Raw genomic sequence first — 16,635 nt, forward strand, 5'->3', positions numbered from 1 at the left:
CGAGGGCCGACGCGCCGGTCCTCCCCTTTTCACCGCCGTACCAGCGGCATGACCTCTTCCCCGGCGAACCGCACGAACCCCTCCGGGTCGGGCTCGTCGGCCGTCGGCTGGAGGACGACGGTGTCGGCGCCGGCGTCGGCCAGCCGCCGTACGGCATCGGCGACGGCCGCCGCGTCCCCGGCGACGCCCGCGCCGGGCTGTGCGGCGGTGAGTTCGGCGCGGACGCGTTCGGCGGCGCCGGCGCCGGTGGCGGCGAGGAGATAGACGACCACCTTGTGCGGCCCCTCGCGCCCGGCCTCCGCCTGTCCCTCCTCGATGAGCCGACGGGCCTCTCGTACGCCGTCCGGGGCGGTGTCGCAGGTCAGGAGCGTGCCGTCGGCCTTGGCTCCGGAGAGGCGGAGGGTACGGGGCCCGGTGGCGCCGGAGAGGACGGGCACGGGCCGCGGGGGCGGCCAGTCGAGGGCGACGCCGTCGAGGGTGACGTACCGCCCCTGGACGGTCAGCTTCTCCCCGCGCAACAGGGCGCGCAGGGCGTCGAGATGCTCACCGAGGAGGGTGAGCGGCGAGGCGGCACGGGCGCCCACCTGCCCCATCCAGTCCTGCACCCCGTGCCCGACGACGACGCTCGCGCGACCCGGGAACATCCGGTGCAGGGCCGCGGTCTCCATGGCGGTCACCGCGACGTTCCGCAGGGGCACGGGCAGCAGCCCGATCCCCACCCGCAGCCGCTCGGTCCACGCCAGCGCGGCCGCCGCCGTGGAGACACCGCCCTCCAGGAAGCAGTCCTCCCACAGCCACAGTTCCTCCAGCCCCACCTCTTCCGCGAGCCGGGCGTACTCCCGCAGCCGCTCGGGAGGAAGCTGGGGCCTGAACACCACACCGAGTGAAGTCATGAGGGCCTTCCTAGCGGGGGATGGGGAAGAGGACAAACCCTTTATGCCCCGGACGGGTTGACGACGGAGGACACGATGGGACGACGACGCTGGCGGGACGGCCGGGGCCTTCTGCACATCCCCGGATCGGTCCCCGTGCCCCTGGAGTTCGCCACCTCCTACCGCGCCCGCACCAAGGGCCTGCTGGGCCGTACCTCCCTCGACGGCGCCATGCTCCTCTCCCCGGCGAGCAGCATCCACACCTTCGGCATGCGCGTCCCCATCGACGTCGCCTACCTCGACCGCCGCCTCACCGTCCTGGCCGTCCGCACCATGCCCCCCGGCCGCCTGGGCCTGCCCCGCCCGCGCTCCCGCCATGTGCTGGAGGCGGAGGCGGGGACGATGGAGTGGTGGGGGTTGCGGGCCGGGGTACAGGTGACCGTCTCGGAGACCGAGGAGGCGGCCGGCGACGGCTGATCACCGCGGGAACGGCTTGCCCTCCTTGCAGATGTCCGTTTTCTCGGCGGCATTCGTGTACTCGGTGATGAGCTGCCTCATCGCATCGGCGTCCTGATGGTCCGACGACTCCATCTGGAACGCGGTGAACAGGTGCGCGCCCAGGAGCTTCTTGCTGGTGCAGTTCCGCGTCTCACCGAACGCTTCCCACCCGGAGTAGAGGAACCTGCCGTTGTCGGCCCGGTGGTCGAGCTTGGAATTGTTCTGCCTGCCCACGAAGTAGAGCGTATTGGGGGCATCCGCCAACCACTGGAGCGAAGTCTGGGCGACGAGACGGGAATCGACGCGGACCTCGCATCGCATTCCCCACGTATCAGACAGCTTCTGCTTTGTCGTCAGCTTCCGGCCGCCCGGCAGGAACGACGTCAGGGTTTCACTGTCGACCGGGATTCCGCAGAGGGAATGCGGCACTGCATAGTCGCGCTTCTCGTGCTTGCCGCCGCACCCGGAGAGCGTGACGAGAAGGGTCGCCGCGATGGAGACAACTGCAGGACGCATCCCCATGCGGACCCGGATGGCACTCAAGGACCCTCCCCCGTTCATCCCGAAATATCCGCCGTGCTGCCTGGATCCTGGCCGTTCGCGGTCGGCAGGCCTGTCGTCTCCGCGGACTCCGCCTTGTCCGCGCGGGCGGGGTTCAGCTCTCCGTGCGGGGGAACGACACCTCGACCCGGCGGTTCTTCCGGCGGCCCTCTTCCGTGGAGTTGTCGGCGATGGGGTACTGCTCGCCGTAGCCGCGGACCTCGAAGGTGATGTCGGGGGTGTCGAGGTTCTGGTCGAGGACGGACTGCACGGCGTTGGCGCGTCGGCGGGAGAGGAGGATGCCGTGGGAGGAGGAGCCGAGGTCGTCGGTGAAGCCGAAGACACGGACCTGGGTGGCGTGTTGCTTCCTGATCTCGTCCGCGATCGCCGCGATGCGGGCCTTGGCGTCCGCGCCGAGCTCCGCGCTGTCCTTGCCGAAGAGGACCTCCGCCTGGAGGGCGAAGGTGACGTCCGCGTTGGTGTCCTCGCGGCGTTCGTCCCCGCTCTGGTCCTCCACGACCGACTTGATGTCCAGCACCTTGGGCGCGGCCAGCGTGGCGCCCTCGGGCAGCTTCAGGTCCGGGTCCCTGGGGTCGATCTTCACCGGCGCGGCGGCGGACGGGGCCGTGTCCGGGGGCGGGGTGGGGTCCGTGTCGGCGGCGTGCGCGGAGGTGAGCGTCGCCGCGAGGAGGAGGGTCGCGGACGCGAGGGTGAGCGCGAGGCGGGGTCGGGTGGTCACGGGGGCCTCAGCCGGAGATGGGGAGGGTGGCGGAGGAGAGGGTGGGCAGCTGGAGGGTCACCTGGGTGACGTCCGCCGGCGGGGAGGGGAACTGCATGAACACCGGCAGGGCCTCGCCCGCGCGGAGCGTGCCGAGACCGGTCGTGGTGAGCGGACGGCCCTCCGTGTCCCGCAGCACGTAGTAGCGCTTCTTGCCCTTGGAGTCGATGAGGGTGGCTCCGCCCAGGGACGGCCCGTTCTTGGTGATCTCGGTTTCGTTGCCGCTCAACGCGGATGGCACGAGGAGATCCTTGGCTCCGTCGTTCTTCAGGGTCCCGTTCACTGTGACGAAGCCCCCTGAGTCCCGTTGCGCAGAGGTGATCTGAAGGAGCAGGCCGCCCTCGCCCTTCAGTTCAGCCACTGGCTGGTCCGACTCGCCCTCCTGGGCGTCCGGCTGGGAGCCACCGGCCTTGGCGGCGGACGGCGAGCTGTGCGGCTTCTTCGCGTCATCACCGCTGCCGCCGCCACAGCCTGCCGTGCCGACGGCCAGTCCGGCCGCGAGAGCCAAGGCGACCATCCCTCTGCGGGCCTGCGCAGTGAACCGAATGCTCATCGCTCCGCTTCCTTTGTCATCATTCATTCGCTTGTCAGCCGTCCAGGTGGACGTCAAAGAGGTCTTCGGGCTTGGGGAGCCCTGACGGGTCGTCCGGTTTCAGGTCCCACACCTTGTCCCTGCACGTGAGTTGGGGCAACGTGTCGCCGTCGGCGCCGCCACCGGGGAGCTTGAACGTGCACAGCGGCTCGATCACCGCAACGGCGTGGGCGTTCGACTTCACGTCCTCGGTCCCGGGTACGACCGAATGGCCGACGGACCTGTTGGTCCGCACGTCGACCTGGTATTTCAACGTCCCCGGCGCAAAACAGTCGCTCAGTGCGGCGTCGTTCTGCTGGGCGAGTTGACCGGCTCGTCGGCACGGGTCAGTGAACGGCACGTTGCCGTCGAATATGTCCTGCCACTTCGTCGGGTCGAGCAGATCCGTGACCCACCGTGCCGCCAGCTGATCCCGCTCGTCCTGCGCCGCGGCGAGTGCCGCCGCGTCGGCCGCGGTCTGCGCGCCGCTCCGGTTCACCGCGGCCTGGCCGACGGCGAGATAGGCGAGAGCAAGAAAGAGCAGGCCCGCCACCACCGTGAGGTAGATGGGGAAGGCCTGCCCGGCGTCGCGGCGCGGAGGAATCAGCCGCCGGTGACTTCGGAGATCTTGTTCCTGATCGCGTCGAAGATCGTCTGCCCGATGCTCGTCCCGGTGATCGCCAGCACGATCGCCACCACCACCGCGATGATGCCCAGGTACTCCACCGCGGTCTGCCCCCGGTCGTTCCGGGCGGCGCGGGTCATCAGATACGTCACGGTGGTGTTGAACCATTTGCTCACGGTTGTCCCCTCCAGCTTCGCGTCCGATCGGGGCACCGTACGACGCGGCGCACCGGCCGGCCGAGGGTCCCAGGGCCCAACCGAGGGCCCAACGCCTGAAGTTGACGCGTCTCCGGGCCGCCACCTCACGCCACCCCCAGCCATTTCGCCGTGGCCTGGGACCGGGTGGCGGTCTGGAGCTTGGCGAAGATGCGGTTGATGTGGTTCTTGACCGTCTTCTCGCTGATGAAGCACACGGCGGCGATCTGCTGGTTGGTCATGCCGGACGCGATGAGGTCCATGATCTCCGCCTCCCTGACGCTCAGCCGGAACCGCGACCGGGTCGACTGTCCCATAGAGGATTGCAGTTGTGAAGGAGGCGGGAAGGTATTTTGGACGTCCGCTACGGCGACTTGGGATTCCGTGTGTGCAGGTGCACTCCCCCGCAACTCGGCCAGTAACGCCCGTGTCGCCCCCGGCGTCACATGCGGCCGGCCCTCGTGGACGTCCCGTACGGCCCGTACCAGCTGCTCGGTCGAGAACTCGCCGTGCACCAGGTATCCCCCCGCCCCCAGCCGCAGCGCCTCCCGTACCGTCTCGGCCTCATGGCTGTAGGTGAGCATCATGACCGGCGCGAGGCGCCGCAGGTGGGGCAGTGCCGAGATGCCGTCGACCCCGGGCATGCGGACGTCGAGGAGGATGACGTCGGGGCGGTGCCGCAGCGCGGCCTCGTACGCCTCGCGGCCGTCCGCCGCCTGCGCCACCACGGTGGTGTCCGCGCGGTCCGTGAGCAGCGCGGTCAGGCCCGCGCGCACCACGGGGTTGTCGTCGGCCACCAGCAGCCGTAACCGGGTGGGCGGGAAGGCGGGCGGCGGGCCGGGATCGTGCGCGTGCCGTCGCATGCTGTGCCTCCTTTCAGGGTTCCGGGACCGGCAGGGGGAGTTCCACGCGTACCTCGGTGCCCCGGGGGCCGGTGCCGCGGCCGATGTGGATGCGGGCGCCCGCCTGGGCGGCGCGTTCGGCCATGCCGAGCAGGCCGAAGTGGCCCCGGGCGCGGAGCTGTTCGAGGGTGGTGCCGGGTGGGAGACCGCGGCCGTCGTCCTGGATCGTCAGACACAGTGATCCTCCGAGGACGGCCGCCCGTACGTCCACGCCGGTCGCCTCGGCGTGGCGGTGGGCGTTCTCCAGCGCCTCCGTGGCGATGGCGAGGAGGGCGTGGGACAGGGGGGCGGGGAGCGGGGGAAGGGGCGGAGGGGGGTCGGGGAAGGTGACCTTCAGGTGGGTGCGGGCGGCGAAGTCGGTGACCGTTGCCTGGAGTTCGGTCCGGAAGGGGGTCGTCTGCCGTTCGCTGCGCAGGTCCGCCAGATCGCTTCGCAGGTCCGCCAGAAGTTCACGGGATTCCGCCGCGGCTCTGCGGGCCGAGCGGGAGACCAGTTCGGCCTGTTCGCGGATGCGGGCGGGGTCGGGGGCGGCGGCCGAGGCGGTGGCCGCGAGGCCGTCGGCGGCGAGCGCGACGCCGTAGAGGGTCTTGGCGACGGAGTCGTGCATCTCCCGCGCCAGCCGGGCGCGTTCGGCGCTGACGGCTTCCGTCGCGGCGAGCCGGGCCCGCACCGCCGTCAGCGCCTCGGTGGCGGCGCCGAAGCGGAGCATCAGGCCGCGCAGGGTCGAACCCATGGCCCCCGCGACCACGCACAGGCCGGGCAGCAGCAGCGCCTCGGCCACCGGGGCGGACCGGTCGGCCTTCAGGGTGATGTGGACGACGAACAGGATCAGCGCCTGCGCCGAGGCGAAACAGGCCGCCCCGCGCCAGCTGTAGAGCAGGCCGGCGAGGAGGGGGGTGCAGACGCCGGCGTAGGCGAGCGTGGTGTCCGGGCCGGCCGAGACCAGCAGGAGCGACCCGAAGAGGGTGTCGGCGGCGAGGAGGCTCGGGTGGCGCAGCAGGAGGGGGCCGAAGCGTTCCCAGTCGCGGAACAGGACGTAGGACACCATGAACGTGACGACCACGGCCGCACCGACGAGCCGTACGCCCAGCCCGGGCGCGGCGTTCAGGAGCGCCGCCGGAGCCGCCACGACGATCATGGCCAGCCGGAAGCCGAAGACCTGCCGGCACATGGCCTGGAGCGCGCGGATCTGGAGCTGCTCGGAGGGAGGTTCGGCGGAGGCGGTCGGGTCAGGCGTCCCGACCCGCGAAGCCCACGCCGCCTTGGCCGCGTTGACCGCCTTGGCCGCCTGTGAAGCCCCCGAGGCCGCCCCCCTCGCCCCGTCCCGCTCCTCCGGTTCCCCCGAACGCCCCGGCACCCCCCTCACTTCCCCGTGAGCGATCCGAAGTCCACCCCGGACCCCAGCACCAGCCCGGCGCCCAGCAGCAGCATCGTCGCCGGGACCATGAAGGTGGTGATCATCAGGGTGGCCTTGGGGACCGCGCGGGCGGCCTTGCGGCGGGCGTTCTGGGCGTCGGTGCGGCGCATGTCCTTGGCGAGGGAGACCAGGGTGTCGACGATCGGCGCGCCCAGTTCCTCGCCCTGCTGGAGGGCGGTGACGAACATGGCGACCTGCTCGGAGTCGTTGCGGCGGCGCAGTTCCGCGAAGGCCTGGCGGCGGCTCATGCCGAGATCCATCTGGCGCAGGGTGATGCGGAGTTCGTCGGCCCAGGGACCCTCGTAGCGGGTGGCCACCCGGTCCAGGGCCTGGCGGAAGCCGAGCCCGGCGCTGACGACGACCGCCAGCACGTCCAGGAAGTCGGGCAGGGTGCGTTCGATGACGTCCTTGCGGACGCGGATCGCCGACCAGAGGCCGACCTCCGTCCAGAACGCGCCGAACAACAGGAGCAGGACCGCCACGAACCACTGGCCGCGCAGCAGGAACACCAGGAAGCCGACGCCGCCCAGCGCGCCGTACACCGCGCGGCGGGCGGCGTAGCGGTCGAGGGTCAGGCCCCCGGGGTTGCCCGCGAGGTCGATCCGGCGCCGGTACCGGGCGACCAGGCGGGGGCCCATCAGCCGGAGCACCAGCGGCGCGTACCGCATGCCCATGCGGTCGATGACGGAGCCCACCGCGCCGGTGCGGGTGGCGCCGACCTCCAGGGCGACGGCGAGGTCGACGGGGAGCTCGGCGTCCGCGCGGTACATGCGCACACCGGTGAAGATCCCCCACACGGCGACGCCCATCAGCAGGGCGAGCAGCACGGCCATGGTTCCCCCTCCCTCACACGTCGATGCGGCTGAGCCGCCGGATGAGCACGAAACCGACGGCGTACAGCGCGAAGGCGACGAGCACGCAGACCTGTCCGGCCGGGGAGCCGGTCATCCGGGCCAGGGCGCCGTCCTTGACGCCGTTCATCAGGAACAACGCGCCGACACCGAGAACGGGCACGGCGTACGACGTCATGGTCACCTGGGACAGCTGGGTGCGGATCTCCCGCCGGGTCTCCTTGCGTTCCTCCAGCGTCTCGGTGAGGTTGCGCAGGGCGGAGACGACCTGGCCACCGGCCCGGTTGGACAACACCAACGTGGTGACGAGGACGACCAGTTCGCGGGACGGAAGGCGGTCGGCGAGTTCGCCGAGGGCGTCGTCCAGGGAGTGGCCGATCGCCAACTGGTCCGAGACCTTGGCCAGTTCCTCGCCGGCCGGGGCCTCCAGCTCCTCCGCCGCCATGCCGATCGCGGTGCGCAGGGCGAGTCCGGCCTGGGTGGCGTTGGCCAGGATACGGGCCAGTTCCGGGAGTTGGCCGATGAACCGCTCGATGCGCTTGTGCCGCTGCCAGTTGAGGAACTGCACCGCCGCCCAGACGCCCAGCAGCCCGGCGATCGGCCCGAAGAAGGGCGCGAGCGCGGCCTGGCCGATCAGCCAGAGCGCGCCGATCGTGACGAGCATGGCGACGAAGAACTCGCCCGGCGTGATGTCCAGTCCGGTGGTGGCCAGGCGCCGTTCGAGCCAGCGGCCGAAGCGGGTGCGGCGCAGACGGCGGTCGAGGTCGCGGAAGTGCCGCCTGCGACCGGAGGCGGCGGGCGGCGGCCCGGTGTGCGAGAGGCGGTCCACCAGCTCGGCGCGCCGGGCCCGGCCACGCGCGTAGCCGTGCACGCCGATCACCGCCAGGACGCAGGTCAGCAGCGTCACGCCGAGGGTGAGCCGGACGAGGGTGTGGAGTTCCATGAGGGGGCCTACCTGGCTTCTCGGGTGGCGAGCTGGTCGGCGGTGCGGGCGACGCCGAAGGCCCCCGGCACGGGCTGGCTCGCCATGTGCAGGCGGTCGGCGGTGCGGCGCGGCAGCGGGAAGTAGGCGAAGGCGCCGGGCACCCGCCCGTCGGCCGTCATCGGCTCGGCGTCGAAGCGGGCGACGGTGGCCAGCCGGTACGGCTCCCCGCCGTGGCTGTCCAGGAGCGCGATCTCGGTGATCCGGCGGGCTCCGTCCGCGAACCGGGTGAGCTGGACGATCACGTCGACCGCGCTGTTGATCTGGTCGTGCAGCGCGACGAAGGGCACCTCCACGTCGGACATGGAGGCGAGCGTCTGGAGCCGGGTGAGGGCGTCCTCGGCGCTGTTGGCGTGCACGGTGGCCAGCGAGCCGTCGTGGCCGGTGGACATCGCCTGGAGCATGTCGAGGGACTCGCCGCCGCGGACCTCGCCGACCACGATCCGGTCGGGCCGCATGCGCAGCGAGTTGCGCACCAGGTCGCGGATGGTGACCTGGCCCTTGCCCTCGACGTTGGGCGGCCGGGACTCCAGCCGGACCACATGGCTCTGCTGGAGCTGGAGTTCCGCGGAGTCCTCGATGGTGATGATGCGCTCGTGCGGCGGAATGAGCCCGGACAGGGCGTTGAGCAGGGTCGTCTTGCCGGTGCCGGTCGCGCCCGAGACGATGATGTTGAACTTCGCCTGCACCAGGCCCGCCAGCAGGTACACCATGGGCTCGGCCAGCGAACCCAGGCCGATCAGCTCCTGGAGGGTGAAGGAGCGCGGGAAGCGGCGGATGGTGAGGATCGGCCCGGTCAGCGACAGCGGCGGGATGATCACGTTGACCCGCTCGCCGGAGGGCAGCCGGGCGTCGACCATCGGATTCGACTCGTCCACCCGGCGGTTGACGGTGGACACGATCCGCTCGATGGTCTGCATCAGCTGGTCCGCGGAGGCGAACCGCAGGGGCAGCTGCTCCACGCGGCCCCCGCGTTCGACGAAGATCGCGTCCGGGCCGTTCACCATGATCTCGGTGACCGAGGCGTCCTCAAGGAGGGGTTCGAGGATGCCGAGGCCGAGTGCCTCGTCCACGACCCGCCGGATCAGCTGGGCGCGCTCCACCGTGGACAGCACCGGGCCCTCGCGGCTGATGATGTGCCCGAGTACCCGCTCCAGCCGGCTGCGGCGCTCCGCGGCGGCCAGCGCGCCCATCTCCGCGAGGTCGATCTCCTCCAGCAGCTTGGCCCGGTAGGCGGCGACCAGGTGCCCGTCCTCGCCCCGGCTGCCGTGCTCCTCCGGAGTACTGATGCGTGCCCGCAGGCTCATGGTCGGCTGCTCCTCGGTCAGTGGTCGAGCGGCATGGTCGCGGACTTGGTGGCGTCGCCGAGGCTCCACACGATCTTCGGGATGCGCACGGTGGCGGTTACCGTCACGGAGCCGCCCCCGCCGCCCGCGGAACAGCTCACCTGGATTCCCCCGCTGACCGCCGCCGCGCACGCCTGCTGCGCGTCCTCGCGCAGCGACGCCGCCCGCGCCCCCGCGCGGGCGGCCGTACCGGCCTGCTCGGCGGCGTAGGCGACGGCGCCGAGCTGGATGCCGGCGAGGGCCACGATCAGCAGCACGGGAAGGAACCCCAGGTATTCGATGGCGACCTGACCGCGGTCACGGCGCCCGCTCGGGTACGGCATCTCAGTCCTTCGCCTCCTCCACCGCGCCGGCGTGGCCGTGCACCGTCGCCGGGAAGGAGATCAGGCCCGGGAAGAGCACCGGGACCTTGAGGAAGACGTCCGCCGTGACATAGCCGGACCCGCCGCAGCGCACCCTCGCATCCCCCCTCCACGCCGCCGGCAGGTCCTTCAGCCCCGCCGCCGAACAGGCCGCCTGGCGCGCACCGCCGGGCGAGGCCGCCGTACCCGCGCGCACCGCCTCGTCCGCAGCATTCCCGGCGAGAGTGAAGGTGTACCCCACGAGTACGGCCTGCCACACGAGCACCAGGGTCAGCAGGATCAGCGGCGTCATGCCGAGGAACTCGATGCTCACCTGCCCCTCGTCCGCGCCGAGTCGCACGGGCCGCCGCGCGCCGAGCCGTCGCCTCATGAGCCGCTCACTCCTTCCGCCGCCGAAAGGCCCCACCACGCCCCCCGCCCCGGTGCGTCCCCTCCGCCGGCCGCGCGAGCCCCAGCTCCCCCGCGAGCGCCCACAGCGCCTGCTTCACCGAGCTGCGGCCGTCGAGTTCATGGAGCCGCCCCGCGTCCACGACCGCCTGCAGTTCCCTGAAGTTGGCGGGCACCGCGGTGCGCGCCAGCGCGGTGCCGGTGATCCGCTGCACCAGCGCGGGCTGGATCTCGGTGTGCCGGCTGTGCCGGTTGACCACGACCGTGGTCTCCTCCGCCTTGCGGATCTGCAACCGGTCCCACATCCGCACGGTCCGCTTGGCGGCCCGTACGGCGATCACGTCCGGCGTGGTGACCAGCAGCGCCGTGTCGGCCGTCTCGACCGCGGCCGCGCCGGCCCCGCCGAGCTGGGCGCCGCAGTCGATGACGACGACCTCGTACCGGGAGCGCAGCGCGCGCACGATCTGCCGGGCGGCGCGGTCGGTGACCTCCTCGCCCCGTTCGCCCTCGCCGGGCGCGAGCAGCAGGGCGAGCCCGGTGTCGTGCCGGAAGAGCGCGTCGGCGAGCACCCGCGCCGAGATGTCGCTGATGGCGGCGAGGTCGGCCACCGACCGCCGGAACTGGATGTCCAGGTAGGACGCGACGTCCCCGGACTGGAGGTCGAGGTCGACCAGCGCGGTGGACCGCCCGGACGCCTGCGCGGCAAGCGCGAGCTGTACGGCCGTGAGCGTCGCGCCGACGCCCCCCTTGGCGCCGCTGACCGTGACGACCGTACCCCCGGACCCGACGGGCGCCTCGCCGCCGTGGCCGAGATGGCGCCGTACCTCCGTCGACCACTGGGCGACCGCCTGCACCCGGCCGGCCAGTTCGTCGTACGCCAGCGGGAGCGCGACCAGTCCCCGGGCGCCGGAGTCCATGGCGGCGGCGAACAGCCCGGGGCTCGCGTCGGTGGTGACGAGGATGACGCCGACGGCCGGGAAGCGCAGGGCGATCTCCCGGATCAGTTCCAACGCCGGTACGGGGCCGATGCGTTCATGGACGACGAGCACCTCGGGGAGTTCGTCCACGGACTCGGCGGCGAGCCGGGCGAGGGCGTCGACCAGTTGGGTGGAGTCGGTGACCGGGGGCTGCGGTTCGGCGTCGGGCAGCTGGCTGAGCAGGGTGACGAGGTTGCGGACGGCGTCCGGGTCGGCGCCCGCCGGGAGGATCCTGGTCGGCATGCGGGCCGCCTCTCACTTGTCCGTCGCGAGTTCGTAGGTGCGGTCCTTGTCCGGGACGCCGGTCTCGCCGCCCGGACCCACCAGCGCGAGCCGGACGCGCTGCGCGAACGACTCGGCGTAGGTGATGCGCTGGGCGTCGAGGGTGGACAGCGCGAAGGTGATGGGGACGGCCTCGCTCGGCTGCTGCTGGTTGTTCTTCGCGGCGTCCGGTTCGAGGGCGGTGATCCGGCCGACGTCGAGGACGCGCGCACCGGTCACGATGATCTTGGACTGGTCGGGGTCGCCCTCCTTCCTGCCCGCGAAGGTGGCGTAGACGTTGACCCTCGACCCGGGGGTGATCTTCCCGGCCACGCCCGTCGCCGCGTCGATCATGATGGCGACCTCCTGCTGTCCGGGCTGGAGGGCGGGCTGGTCCACGATCATGTCGCTCTGCAGCAGGGAACCGGCGCGCAGCGTGGTGACGGCGATCTTGCCCTGGAGCTGGCGCAGATCGGTGACGGCGGTGCCGGACAGCCACCGCTTGGGCATCCTGACCTTCTCGAACTGGCCCGCGTCCAGGGTGGTGTACGGCTTGACGTCGGAGCGGACCCGGTAGGCGGTGACCTCGGGGCCGACCTTGGAGTCGACGTCGTGGACGACGGAGAGCACGCCGGCGAACGCGAGCAGAGCGCACAGGACCGACAGGAGCAGGAGTATCACGCCGCGGCGCTGACGGGAGTTCATGAACCGTGCAACCTCATTGGGGGAATCGGTCGTGCGGGATATGGACGTGCGGGTCAGGCGGGGTCAGGCGGGCGTGCGGGGTTCCAGGACCCGTGGGGCGGGCGGTTCATGGACCGGCGGGACGGCGGAGCAGAAGACGCAGCGGTCGCCGATGACGTCGAGGCCGCACCAGTGGCAGCGGGACTGCCGTACGGAGGTGACCAGTTGGTACAGCACGGACAGGTCGTCGAGGTGGGCGCAGAACTCGACCATGCGGCCGGTACCCCACCACACCCGGGACTCGGCGGGCAGTTCGGTCTCCCGCACTCCCTGCACCTGCCACGCGGTTCCGAGCCCGCCGGCCCACTCGCCCGGCAGCTGGCCCCTGGCGAGGAGCATCCAGGTGGGGAACTCGGGCCCCTTGAGCGTGGCGTCGGGGGCGACCCTGACGAGCTGGGGCTCGGGATGGGCGAGTACGGCGAACTGGCTTCCCGGAACCCAGGACCTGGCGTGCGTCTTCAGTCCGACCGGCACCCGGTCGAGCCGGGCGACGGAGCCGAGGACGGCACCGGCGTGGATGTAGTGGGCGAGCAGCCGCCCGGCGCAGGCGAGCACCCCGGGGCCGAGGTCGCAGGAGGCGAGCTGCCGTAACTGCCGTGCCAGGACGGCGACTCCGAGGGGCGGCAGCTCGGGCCGGAGCAGGGCGACCCGGTCGCTCTCCAGCAGCGAGCGCAGGGTGTACAGGCGCCGTACGACCGGCTCCGGGGTGGCCGCCGAGCAGACGACGACGACATGGCCGTACTGCTCGATGACGGCGTGCAGTTCGGTGAGCGCGTGGTCGAGCGGGTGCCGGTCGAGACCGGCCAGCACGACGGCGGGCATGGTGCGTTCGTCCTGTGGCGGCAGCGCCAGGTCGGCGCTGGTCACGGCAATGGCAGTTGGCACGCCCCGCTCCCCGGTGACTTCACTGCGTGACTACCTGAGCACTGTATCCACGCGGGTGGGGCGGGAGAACAGCGTTTGTGAAGCGCATGTGGAACTTGCTGGGGGCAAGTCCACGCAAACCGGGGCAGGTTGAGAAAGCGGCCGATCCTCACTCTGGTCTGGACCTCTTGACAGCGGGATTGGTCTGGACCAACTTGTCTGTGCACCGGTGGCCACCGGCTCCACCCCGTGGATCCCGCCCCTGGGATTCCACCCCCGGCATTCCGACCCCATGGGCTCCCACCCCACCCCCGACTCCCCGGAGGTCCCCGTGGACCGCGCACCAGGCACCCCCAGACCACCCCGACGCCGCCTCGCGGCATGGTCCGCCGCCGTCACCCTCGCCCTCGCGGCCGCCGGCCTCGCCGCGACCGCCGGCCCGGCCGCCGCGGCGGACGTCAACAACGTCGTCAACGCCGGCTTCGAGTCGGGCCTGTCCGACTGGACGTGCTCGGCGGGCAGCGGCACGACCGTCTCCTCCCCCGTCCACTCCGGCACCGGCGCCCTGAAGGCGACCCCCGCCGGCCAGGACGACGCCCAGTGCACCCAGACGGTCGCCGTCGAGCCCAACTCCTCGTACACCCTCGGTGCCTGGGTCCAGGGCGGCTACGCCTACCTCGGCGTGACGGGCACCGGCACGACCGACGTCTCCGCCTGGACCCCCGACACGACCACCTGGACGCAGCTGTCGACGTCGTTCACCACGGGCGCGTCGACCACGTCGGTCACGCTCTACACGCACGGGTGGTACGGCCAGGCGGCCTACTACGCCGACGACGTCTCCCTCTACGGCCCCGACGGCGGCGGCACGGGCGGCGGCACCCCGCCCCCCACGGTCCCGGCCGCCCCCACGGGCCTCGCGGTCTCCGCCACGACCTCGTCCTCCGCCACCCTCGCCTGGTCCACGTCCTCGGGGGCGACCGGCTACAACGTGTACGAGAACGGCACGAAGGTCTCGTCGGTGACCGGCACGTCCGCCACGCTGACGGGCCTGTCCCCGGCCACCTCGTACTCCTTCCAGGTGACGGCGACCAACGCGGCGGGCGAGTCGCAGAAGTCGGCCGCGGTGACGGCGACGACGGCCTCCTCCGGCACGGGCGGCGGCACCGGGGGCTCGCTCCCGAAGCACGCGGTGACGGGCTACTGGCAGAACTTCGACAACGGCGCGACGGTCCAGAAGATCTCCGACGTGCCCTCCGCCTACGACATCATCGCGGTCGCCTTCGCGGACGCGACCACGACGCCGGGGGCGGTCACCTTCACCCTGGACTCGGCGGGCCTCGGCGGCTACACGGTCGACCAGTTCAAGGCCGACATCAAGGCCAAGCAGGCGGCCGGCAAGAAGGTCGTCGTCTCCATCGGCGGCCAGAACGGCACGGTGTCGGTCAGCGACCCCACCTCCGCCGCGAACTTCGCCGACTCCGTCTACTCCCTGATGCAGACGTACGGCTTCGACGGCGTCGACATCGACCTGGAGAACGGCCTGAACGCGACGTACATGACCCAGGCCCTGCGCGCCCTGTCGGCGAAGGCGGGTCCGTCCCTGATCATCACGATGGCCCCGCAGACGATCGACATGCAGTCGACGTCCGCCTCCTACTTCCAGACCGCGCTGAACGTGAAGGACATCCTCACGGTCGTCAACACCCAGTACTACAACAGCGGTTCCATGCTGGGCTGCGACGGCAAGGTCTACAGCCAGGGCACCGTCGACTTCCTCACCGCCCTCGCCTGCATCCAGCTCCAGGGCGGCCTCTCCCCCTCCCAGATCGGCCTCGGCCTCCCCGCCTCCTCCAGCGCGGCCGGCAGCGGCTACGTCTCCCCCTCGGTGGTGGACAACGCCCTCGACTGCCTGACCGCCGGCACCAACTGCGGCACCTTCAAGCCCTCCACCACCTACCCGGACCTGCGCGGCGCGATGACCTGGTCCACGAACTGGGACGCGTCCTCGGGCAACGCCTGGTCGAACACGGTGGGCTCGCACGTCCACGCGATGCCGTGACCTGACCCCCGCCCGACCCACCCCACGGCGCCCGGACTCCTCCCCGGAGTCCGGGCGCCGCTGCGCGCGTCCCGTTCCGGCCAACCGCGACCGATTCACGTTGCGACCCGCTACAGGTCGATGTGAGGCTCCTGACATGACCGGCCAGGGGGACGGGATGAATTCGACGGCGGACACGCGCAGATCACGGCTTTCCGAATACGCGGAGACGGCAGGACCCGCAGAGCGGGAGACCACGGAAGGACCGCCTGCCGAGGGCGTTTCCTCGCCGCCGGACGAAAGTCCCTTCACCTGTTCTCCTGATGACGAGTCGGCGCGCGGCCGACATGAATTCGCAGCGTTGCTGGGGGAGTTCAGGCGTACGGCGGTGCTCGTGCCCGTGGATGGGCAGGGTGTGCCGTTGACGGGTGATTACGGCGGTGTCCGCTGGATCTACGCCTTCTCCGGCGAGGCGGACCTGGCCCGCTACGCGCTGGCACGCGGTGCGGGCGACCGTGTGTGGGCGTACCAGAGGTGGCTGGGTGCGCGGTTGCTGGACGCGGCGGTGCCGGCTGTGGGGGTGCCGTGCGGGGTGGCGCTGGACGTGGGCGGTGCGGGCGTGCTGTTCCCGCCGGTGTCGGGGATCGTGCCGGACCGGGTGGCGGTGGACGTGGCCGGTTGGCGGGGGTGGCGAAATGAGCGGTGACGGCGAGGACTTGAAGACCGAGGGTCTGGCTCTGATCGCGAAGGGGTTGAACGATGCCTTGGGTGAGTTGAAGGAGCTGGGCCTGGTGTACGAGGCGGACGCGGGCCGGGGTTTCGAGAAGGTCGGTCTGACCGGGCTGCAGTTGGGTCATGACGGGCTGACGGGCGTGTTCAAGTCGTTCTGTGAGCGCTGGGAGTGGGGGGTGCGTGCGCTGATGGCGGAGGGCAGCGGGTTCGCGGTGAGGACGGGGCTGGCGGCAGGTCACGTACGACGACACCGAGAACTATGTGGTCGGCACGTTCAAGGATGTCGCCAACGCGGCGATCGGGAATCCCAGGGCCGGACGGCTCGGATGACGGTCCGCACTCGTTCCTCAGCAAGGTGGACGCCAGACGGCACTCTACGATCCCCGATACCTGCGAGAAGACCTTCTATGAACGCTGAGCCTGCCGCGCTGACGACACCATCCGCGTTGAGCAGCCACGACCTGTTCTATGTACATCTTGATGAGCGGCAGTGCTCTGTGACCCTCGGGTTCACCACCCAGCAGGGCCACGAAGCCTTCGGGCTCGAAAAAGCAGAGGGCGCCGAGGGCTCGTCAGGGTATGGCCTGACTGTGTCCGAACGCAGAAAACCCCCGCACCACTGGTGCGGGGGTTTTCCCAAAAATTGTTCGGCGGCGTCCTACTCTCCCACAGGGTCCCCCCTGCAGTACCA

At 71.3% G+C, this 16,635-nt stretch carries 20 protein-coding genes; 4 read left to right on the forward strand and 16 right to left on the reverse strand.

The window, feature by feature from the left end:
- Positions 1-29 precede the first annotated feature (29 nt).
- A complete protein-coding gene (locus ACWDD7_RS35960; RefSeq protein ID WP_450460493.1) occupies positions 30-893 on the reverse strand; it encodes an LLM class flavin-dependent oxidoreductase in 864 nt (287 codons plus the stop codon).
- A 75-nt stretch (positions 894-968) separates the two neighbouring features.
- Between ACWDD7_RS35960 and ACWDD7_RS35965 the strand changes: the two genes are divergently transcribed.
- Positions 969-1,349: a DUF192 domain-containing protein gene (locus tag ACWDD7_RS35965; RefSeq protein ID WP_450460494.1), complete on the forward strand. Its 381-nt coding sequence runs from the start codon at positions 969-971 to the stop codon at positions 1,347-1,349.
- On the opposite strand, the gene ACWDD7_RS35970 is transcribed toward ACWDD7_RS35965, so the two are convergent.
- From ACWDD7_RS35970 to ACWDD7_RS36040, 15 genes are all read right to left on the reverse strand, one after another.
- Positions 1,350-1,913 (reverse strand): hypothetical protein, encoded by a 564-nt coding sequence (locus ACWDD7_RS35970; RefSeq protein WP_351873882.1) that lies wholly within the window; start codon positions 1,911-1,913, stop codon positions 1,350-1,352.
- 112 nt (positions 1,914-2,025) lie between these two features.
- Positions 2,026-2,649, reverse strand: a complete 624-nt coding sequence (locus ACWDD7_RS35975; protein WP_450460495.1) for an OmpA family protein — start codon at positions 2,647-2,649, stop codon at positions 2,026-2,028.
- A gap of 7 nt (positions 2,650-2,656) precedes the next feature.
- Positions 2,657-3,241, reverse strand: a complete 585-nt coding sequence (locus ACWDD7_RS35980) for a hypothetical protein (protein ID WP_450460496.1) — start codon at positions 3,239-3,241, stop codon at positions 2,657-2,659.
- A 34-nt stretch (positions 3,242-3,275) separates the two neighbouring features.
- Positions 3,276-3,863: a pilus assembly protein TadG-related protein gene (locus tag ACWDD7_RS35985; protein ID WP_450460505.1), complete on the reverse strand. Its 588-nt coding sequence runs from the start codon at positions 3,861-3,863 to the stop codon at positions 3,276-3,278.
- Entirely contained in the window at positions 3,863-4,060 is a 198-nt protein-coding gene (locus ACWDD7_RS35990) for a Flp family type IVb pilin (RefSeq protein WP_285559452.1), read from the reverse strand. The genes ACWDD7_RS35985 and ACWDD7_RS35990 overlap by 1 nt, the downstream gene beginning before the upstream one ends.
- A 125-nt stretch (positions 4,061-4,185) precedes the next feature.
- The gene (locus tag ACWDD7_RS35995; protein WP_450460497.1) at positions 4,186-4,941 is read right to left on the reverse strand and encodes a response regulator; all 756 of its coding nucleotides are present in this window, start codon (positions 4,939-4,941) and stop codon (positions 4,186-4,188) included.
- 13 nt (positions 4,942-4,954) lie between these two features.
- On the reverse strand, positions 4,955-6,337 hold the full coding sequence (locus tag ACWDD7_RS36000; protein ID WP_450460498.1) for a sensor histidine kinase: 1,383 nt from the start codon (positions 6,335-6,337) through the stop codon (positions 4,955-4,957).
- 5 nt (positions 6,338-6,342) lie between these two features.
- Entirely contained in the window at positions 6,343-7,230 is an 888-nt protein-coding gene (locus ACWDD7_RS36005) for a DUF5936 domain-containing protein (RefSeq protein ID WP_450460499.1), read from the reverse strand.
- Between the two features lie 13 nt (positions 7,231-7,243).
- Complete coding sequence (locus ACWDD7_RS36010; protein WP_450460500.1) at positions 7,244-8,191, reverse strand: type II secretion system F family protein; 948 nt, start codon at positions 8,189-8,191, stop codon at positions 7,244-7,246.
- An 8-nt stretch (positions 8,192-8,199) separates the two neighbouring features.
- A complete protein-coding gene (locus ACWDD7_RS36015) occupies positions 8,200-9,537 on the reverse strand; it encodes a CpaF family protein (protein WP_285563490.1) in 1,338 nt (445 codons plus the stop codon).
- Positions 9,538-9,554: 17 nt separating this feature from the next.
- The gene (locus ACWDD7_RS36020; protein WP_392218372.1) at positions 9,555-9,899 is read right to left on the reverse strand and encodes a TadE/TadG family type IV pilus assembly protein; all 345 of its coding nucleotides are present in this window, start codon (positions 9,897-9,899) and stop codon (positions 9,555-9,557) included.
- Position 9,900: 1 nt separating this feature from the next.
- Complete coding sequence (locus ACWDD7_RS36025) at positions 9,901-10,308, reverse strand: TadE/TadG family type IV pilus assembly protein (protein ID WP_351880862.1); 408 nt, start codon at positions 10,306-10,308, stop codon at positions 9,901-9,903.
- A 7-nt stretch (positions 10,309-10,315) separates the two neighbouring features.
- Positions 10,316-11,545, reverse strand: coding sequence for an AAA family ATPase (locus ACWDD7_RS36030; RefSeq protein ID WP_351880865.1), 1,230 nt, complete (start codon positions 11,543-11,545; stop codon positions 10,316-10,318).
- A 12-nt stretch (positions 11,546-11,557) separates the two neighbouring features.
- On the reverse strand, positions 11,558-12,268 hold the full coding sequence (gene cpaB / locus ACWDD7_RS36035) for a Flp pilus assembly protein CpaB (protein WP_351880868.1): 711 nt from the start codon (positions 12,266-12,268) through the stop codon (positions 11,558-11,560).
- 63 nt (positions 12,269-12,331) lie between these two features.
- On the reverse strand, positions 12,332-13,192 hold the full coding sequence (locus ACWDD7_RS36040) for a hypothetical protein (RefSeq protein WP_450460501.1): 861 nt from the start codon (positions 13,190-13,192) through the stop codon (positions 12,332-12,334).
- Between the two features lie 271 nt (positions 13,193-13,463).
- On the opposite strand from ACWDD7_RS36040, the gene ACWDD7_RS36045 reads away from it, so the two are divergent.
- From ACWDD7_RS36045 to ACWDD7_RS36055, 3 genes are all read left to right on the forward strand, one after another.
- Positions 13,464-15,233 carry a chitinase gene (locus ACWDD7_RS36045; RefSeq protein WP_450460502.1) on the forward strand — a complete coding sequence of 590 codons (1,770 nt, stop codon included), beginning with the start codon at positions 13,464-13,466 and terminating at the stop codon, positions 15,231-15,233.
- 136 nt (positions 15,234-15,369) lie between these two features.
- A complete protein-coding gene (locus ACWDD7_RS36050) occupies positions 15,370-15,918 on the forward strand; it encodes a hypothetical protein (RefSeq protein ID WP_450460503.1) in 549 nt (182 codons plus the stop codon).
- Positions 15,919-16,351: 433 nt separating this feature from the next.
- Positions 16,352-16,635: hypothetical protein (locus tag ACWDD7_RS36055; RefSeq protein ID WP_450460504.1), on the forward strand; the 284-nt coding region annotated here is incomplete at its 3' end.

The sequence above is a fragment of the Streptomyces sp. NPDC001056 genome, from assembly GCF_053598955.1.

Excerpts from the sequence above, each read along its gene's own strand:
- ACWDD7_RS35960 (WP_450460493.1), bottom strand. The coding sequence starts at position 893 with ATGACTTCACTCGGTGTGGTGTTCAGGCCCCAGCTTCCTCCCGAGCGG.
- ACWDD7_RS35965 (WP_450460494.1), top strand. The coding sequence starts at position 969 with ATGGGACGACGACGCTGGCGGGACGGCCGGGGCCTTCTGCACATCCCC.
- ACWDD7_RS35980 (WP_450460496.1), bottom strand. The coding sequence starts at position 3,241 with ATGAGCATTCGGTTCACTGCGCAGGCCCGCAGAGGGATGGTCGCCTTG.
- ACWDD7_RS35995 (WP_450460497.1), bottom strand. The coding sequence starts at position 4,941 with ATGCGACGGCACGCGCACGATCCCGGCCCGCCGCCCGCCTTCCCGCCC.
- ACWDD7_RS36005 (WP_450460499.1), bottom strand. The coding sequence starts at position 7,230 with ATGGCCGTGCTGCTCGCCCTGCTGATGGGCGTCGCCGTGTGGGGGATC.
- ACWDD7_RS36010 (WP_450460500.1), bottom strand. The coding sequence starts at position 8,191 with ATGGAACTCCACACCCTCGTCCGGCTCACCCTCGGCGTGACGCTGCTG.
- ACWDD7_RS36015 (WP_285563490.1), bottom strand. The coding sequence starts at position 9,537 with ATGAGCCTGCGGGCACGCATCAGTACTCCGGAGGAGCACGGCAGCCGG.
- ACWDD7_RS36020 (WP_392218372.1), bottom strand. The coding sequence starts at position 9,899 with ATGCCGTACCCGAGCGGGCGCCGTGACCGCGGTCAGGTCGCCATCGAA.
- ACWDD7_RS36025 (WP_351880862.1), bottom strand. The coding sequence starts at position 10,308 with ATGAGGCGACGGCTCGGCGCGCGGCGGCCCGTGCGACTCGGCGCGGAC.
- ACWDD7_RS36030 (WP_351880865.1), bottom strand. The coding sequence starts at position 11,545 with ATGCCGACCAGGATCCTCCCGGCGGGCGCCGACCCGGACGCCGTCCGC.
- cpaB (WP_351880868.1), bottom strand. The coding sequence starts at position 12,268 with ATGAACTCCCGTCAGCGCCGCGGCGTGATACTCCTGCTCCTGTCGGTC.
- ACWDD7_RS36045 (WP_450460502.1), top strand. The coding sequence starts at position 13,464 with ATGGGCTCCCACCCCACCCCCGACTCCCCGGAGGTCCCCGTGGACCGC.
- ACWDD7_RS36050 (WP_450460503.1), top strand. The coding sequence starts at position 15,370 with ATGACCGGCCAGGGGGACGGGATGAATTCGACGGCGGACACGCGCAGA.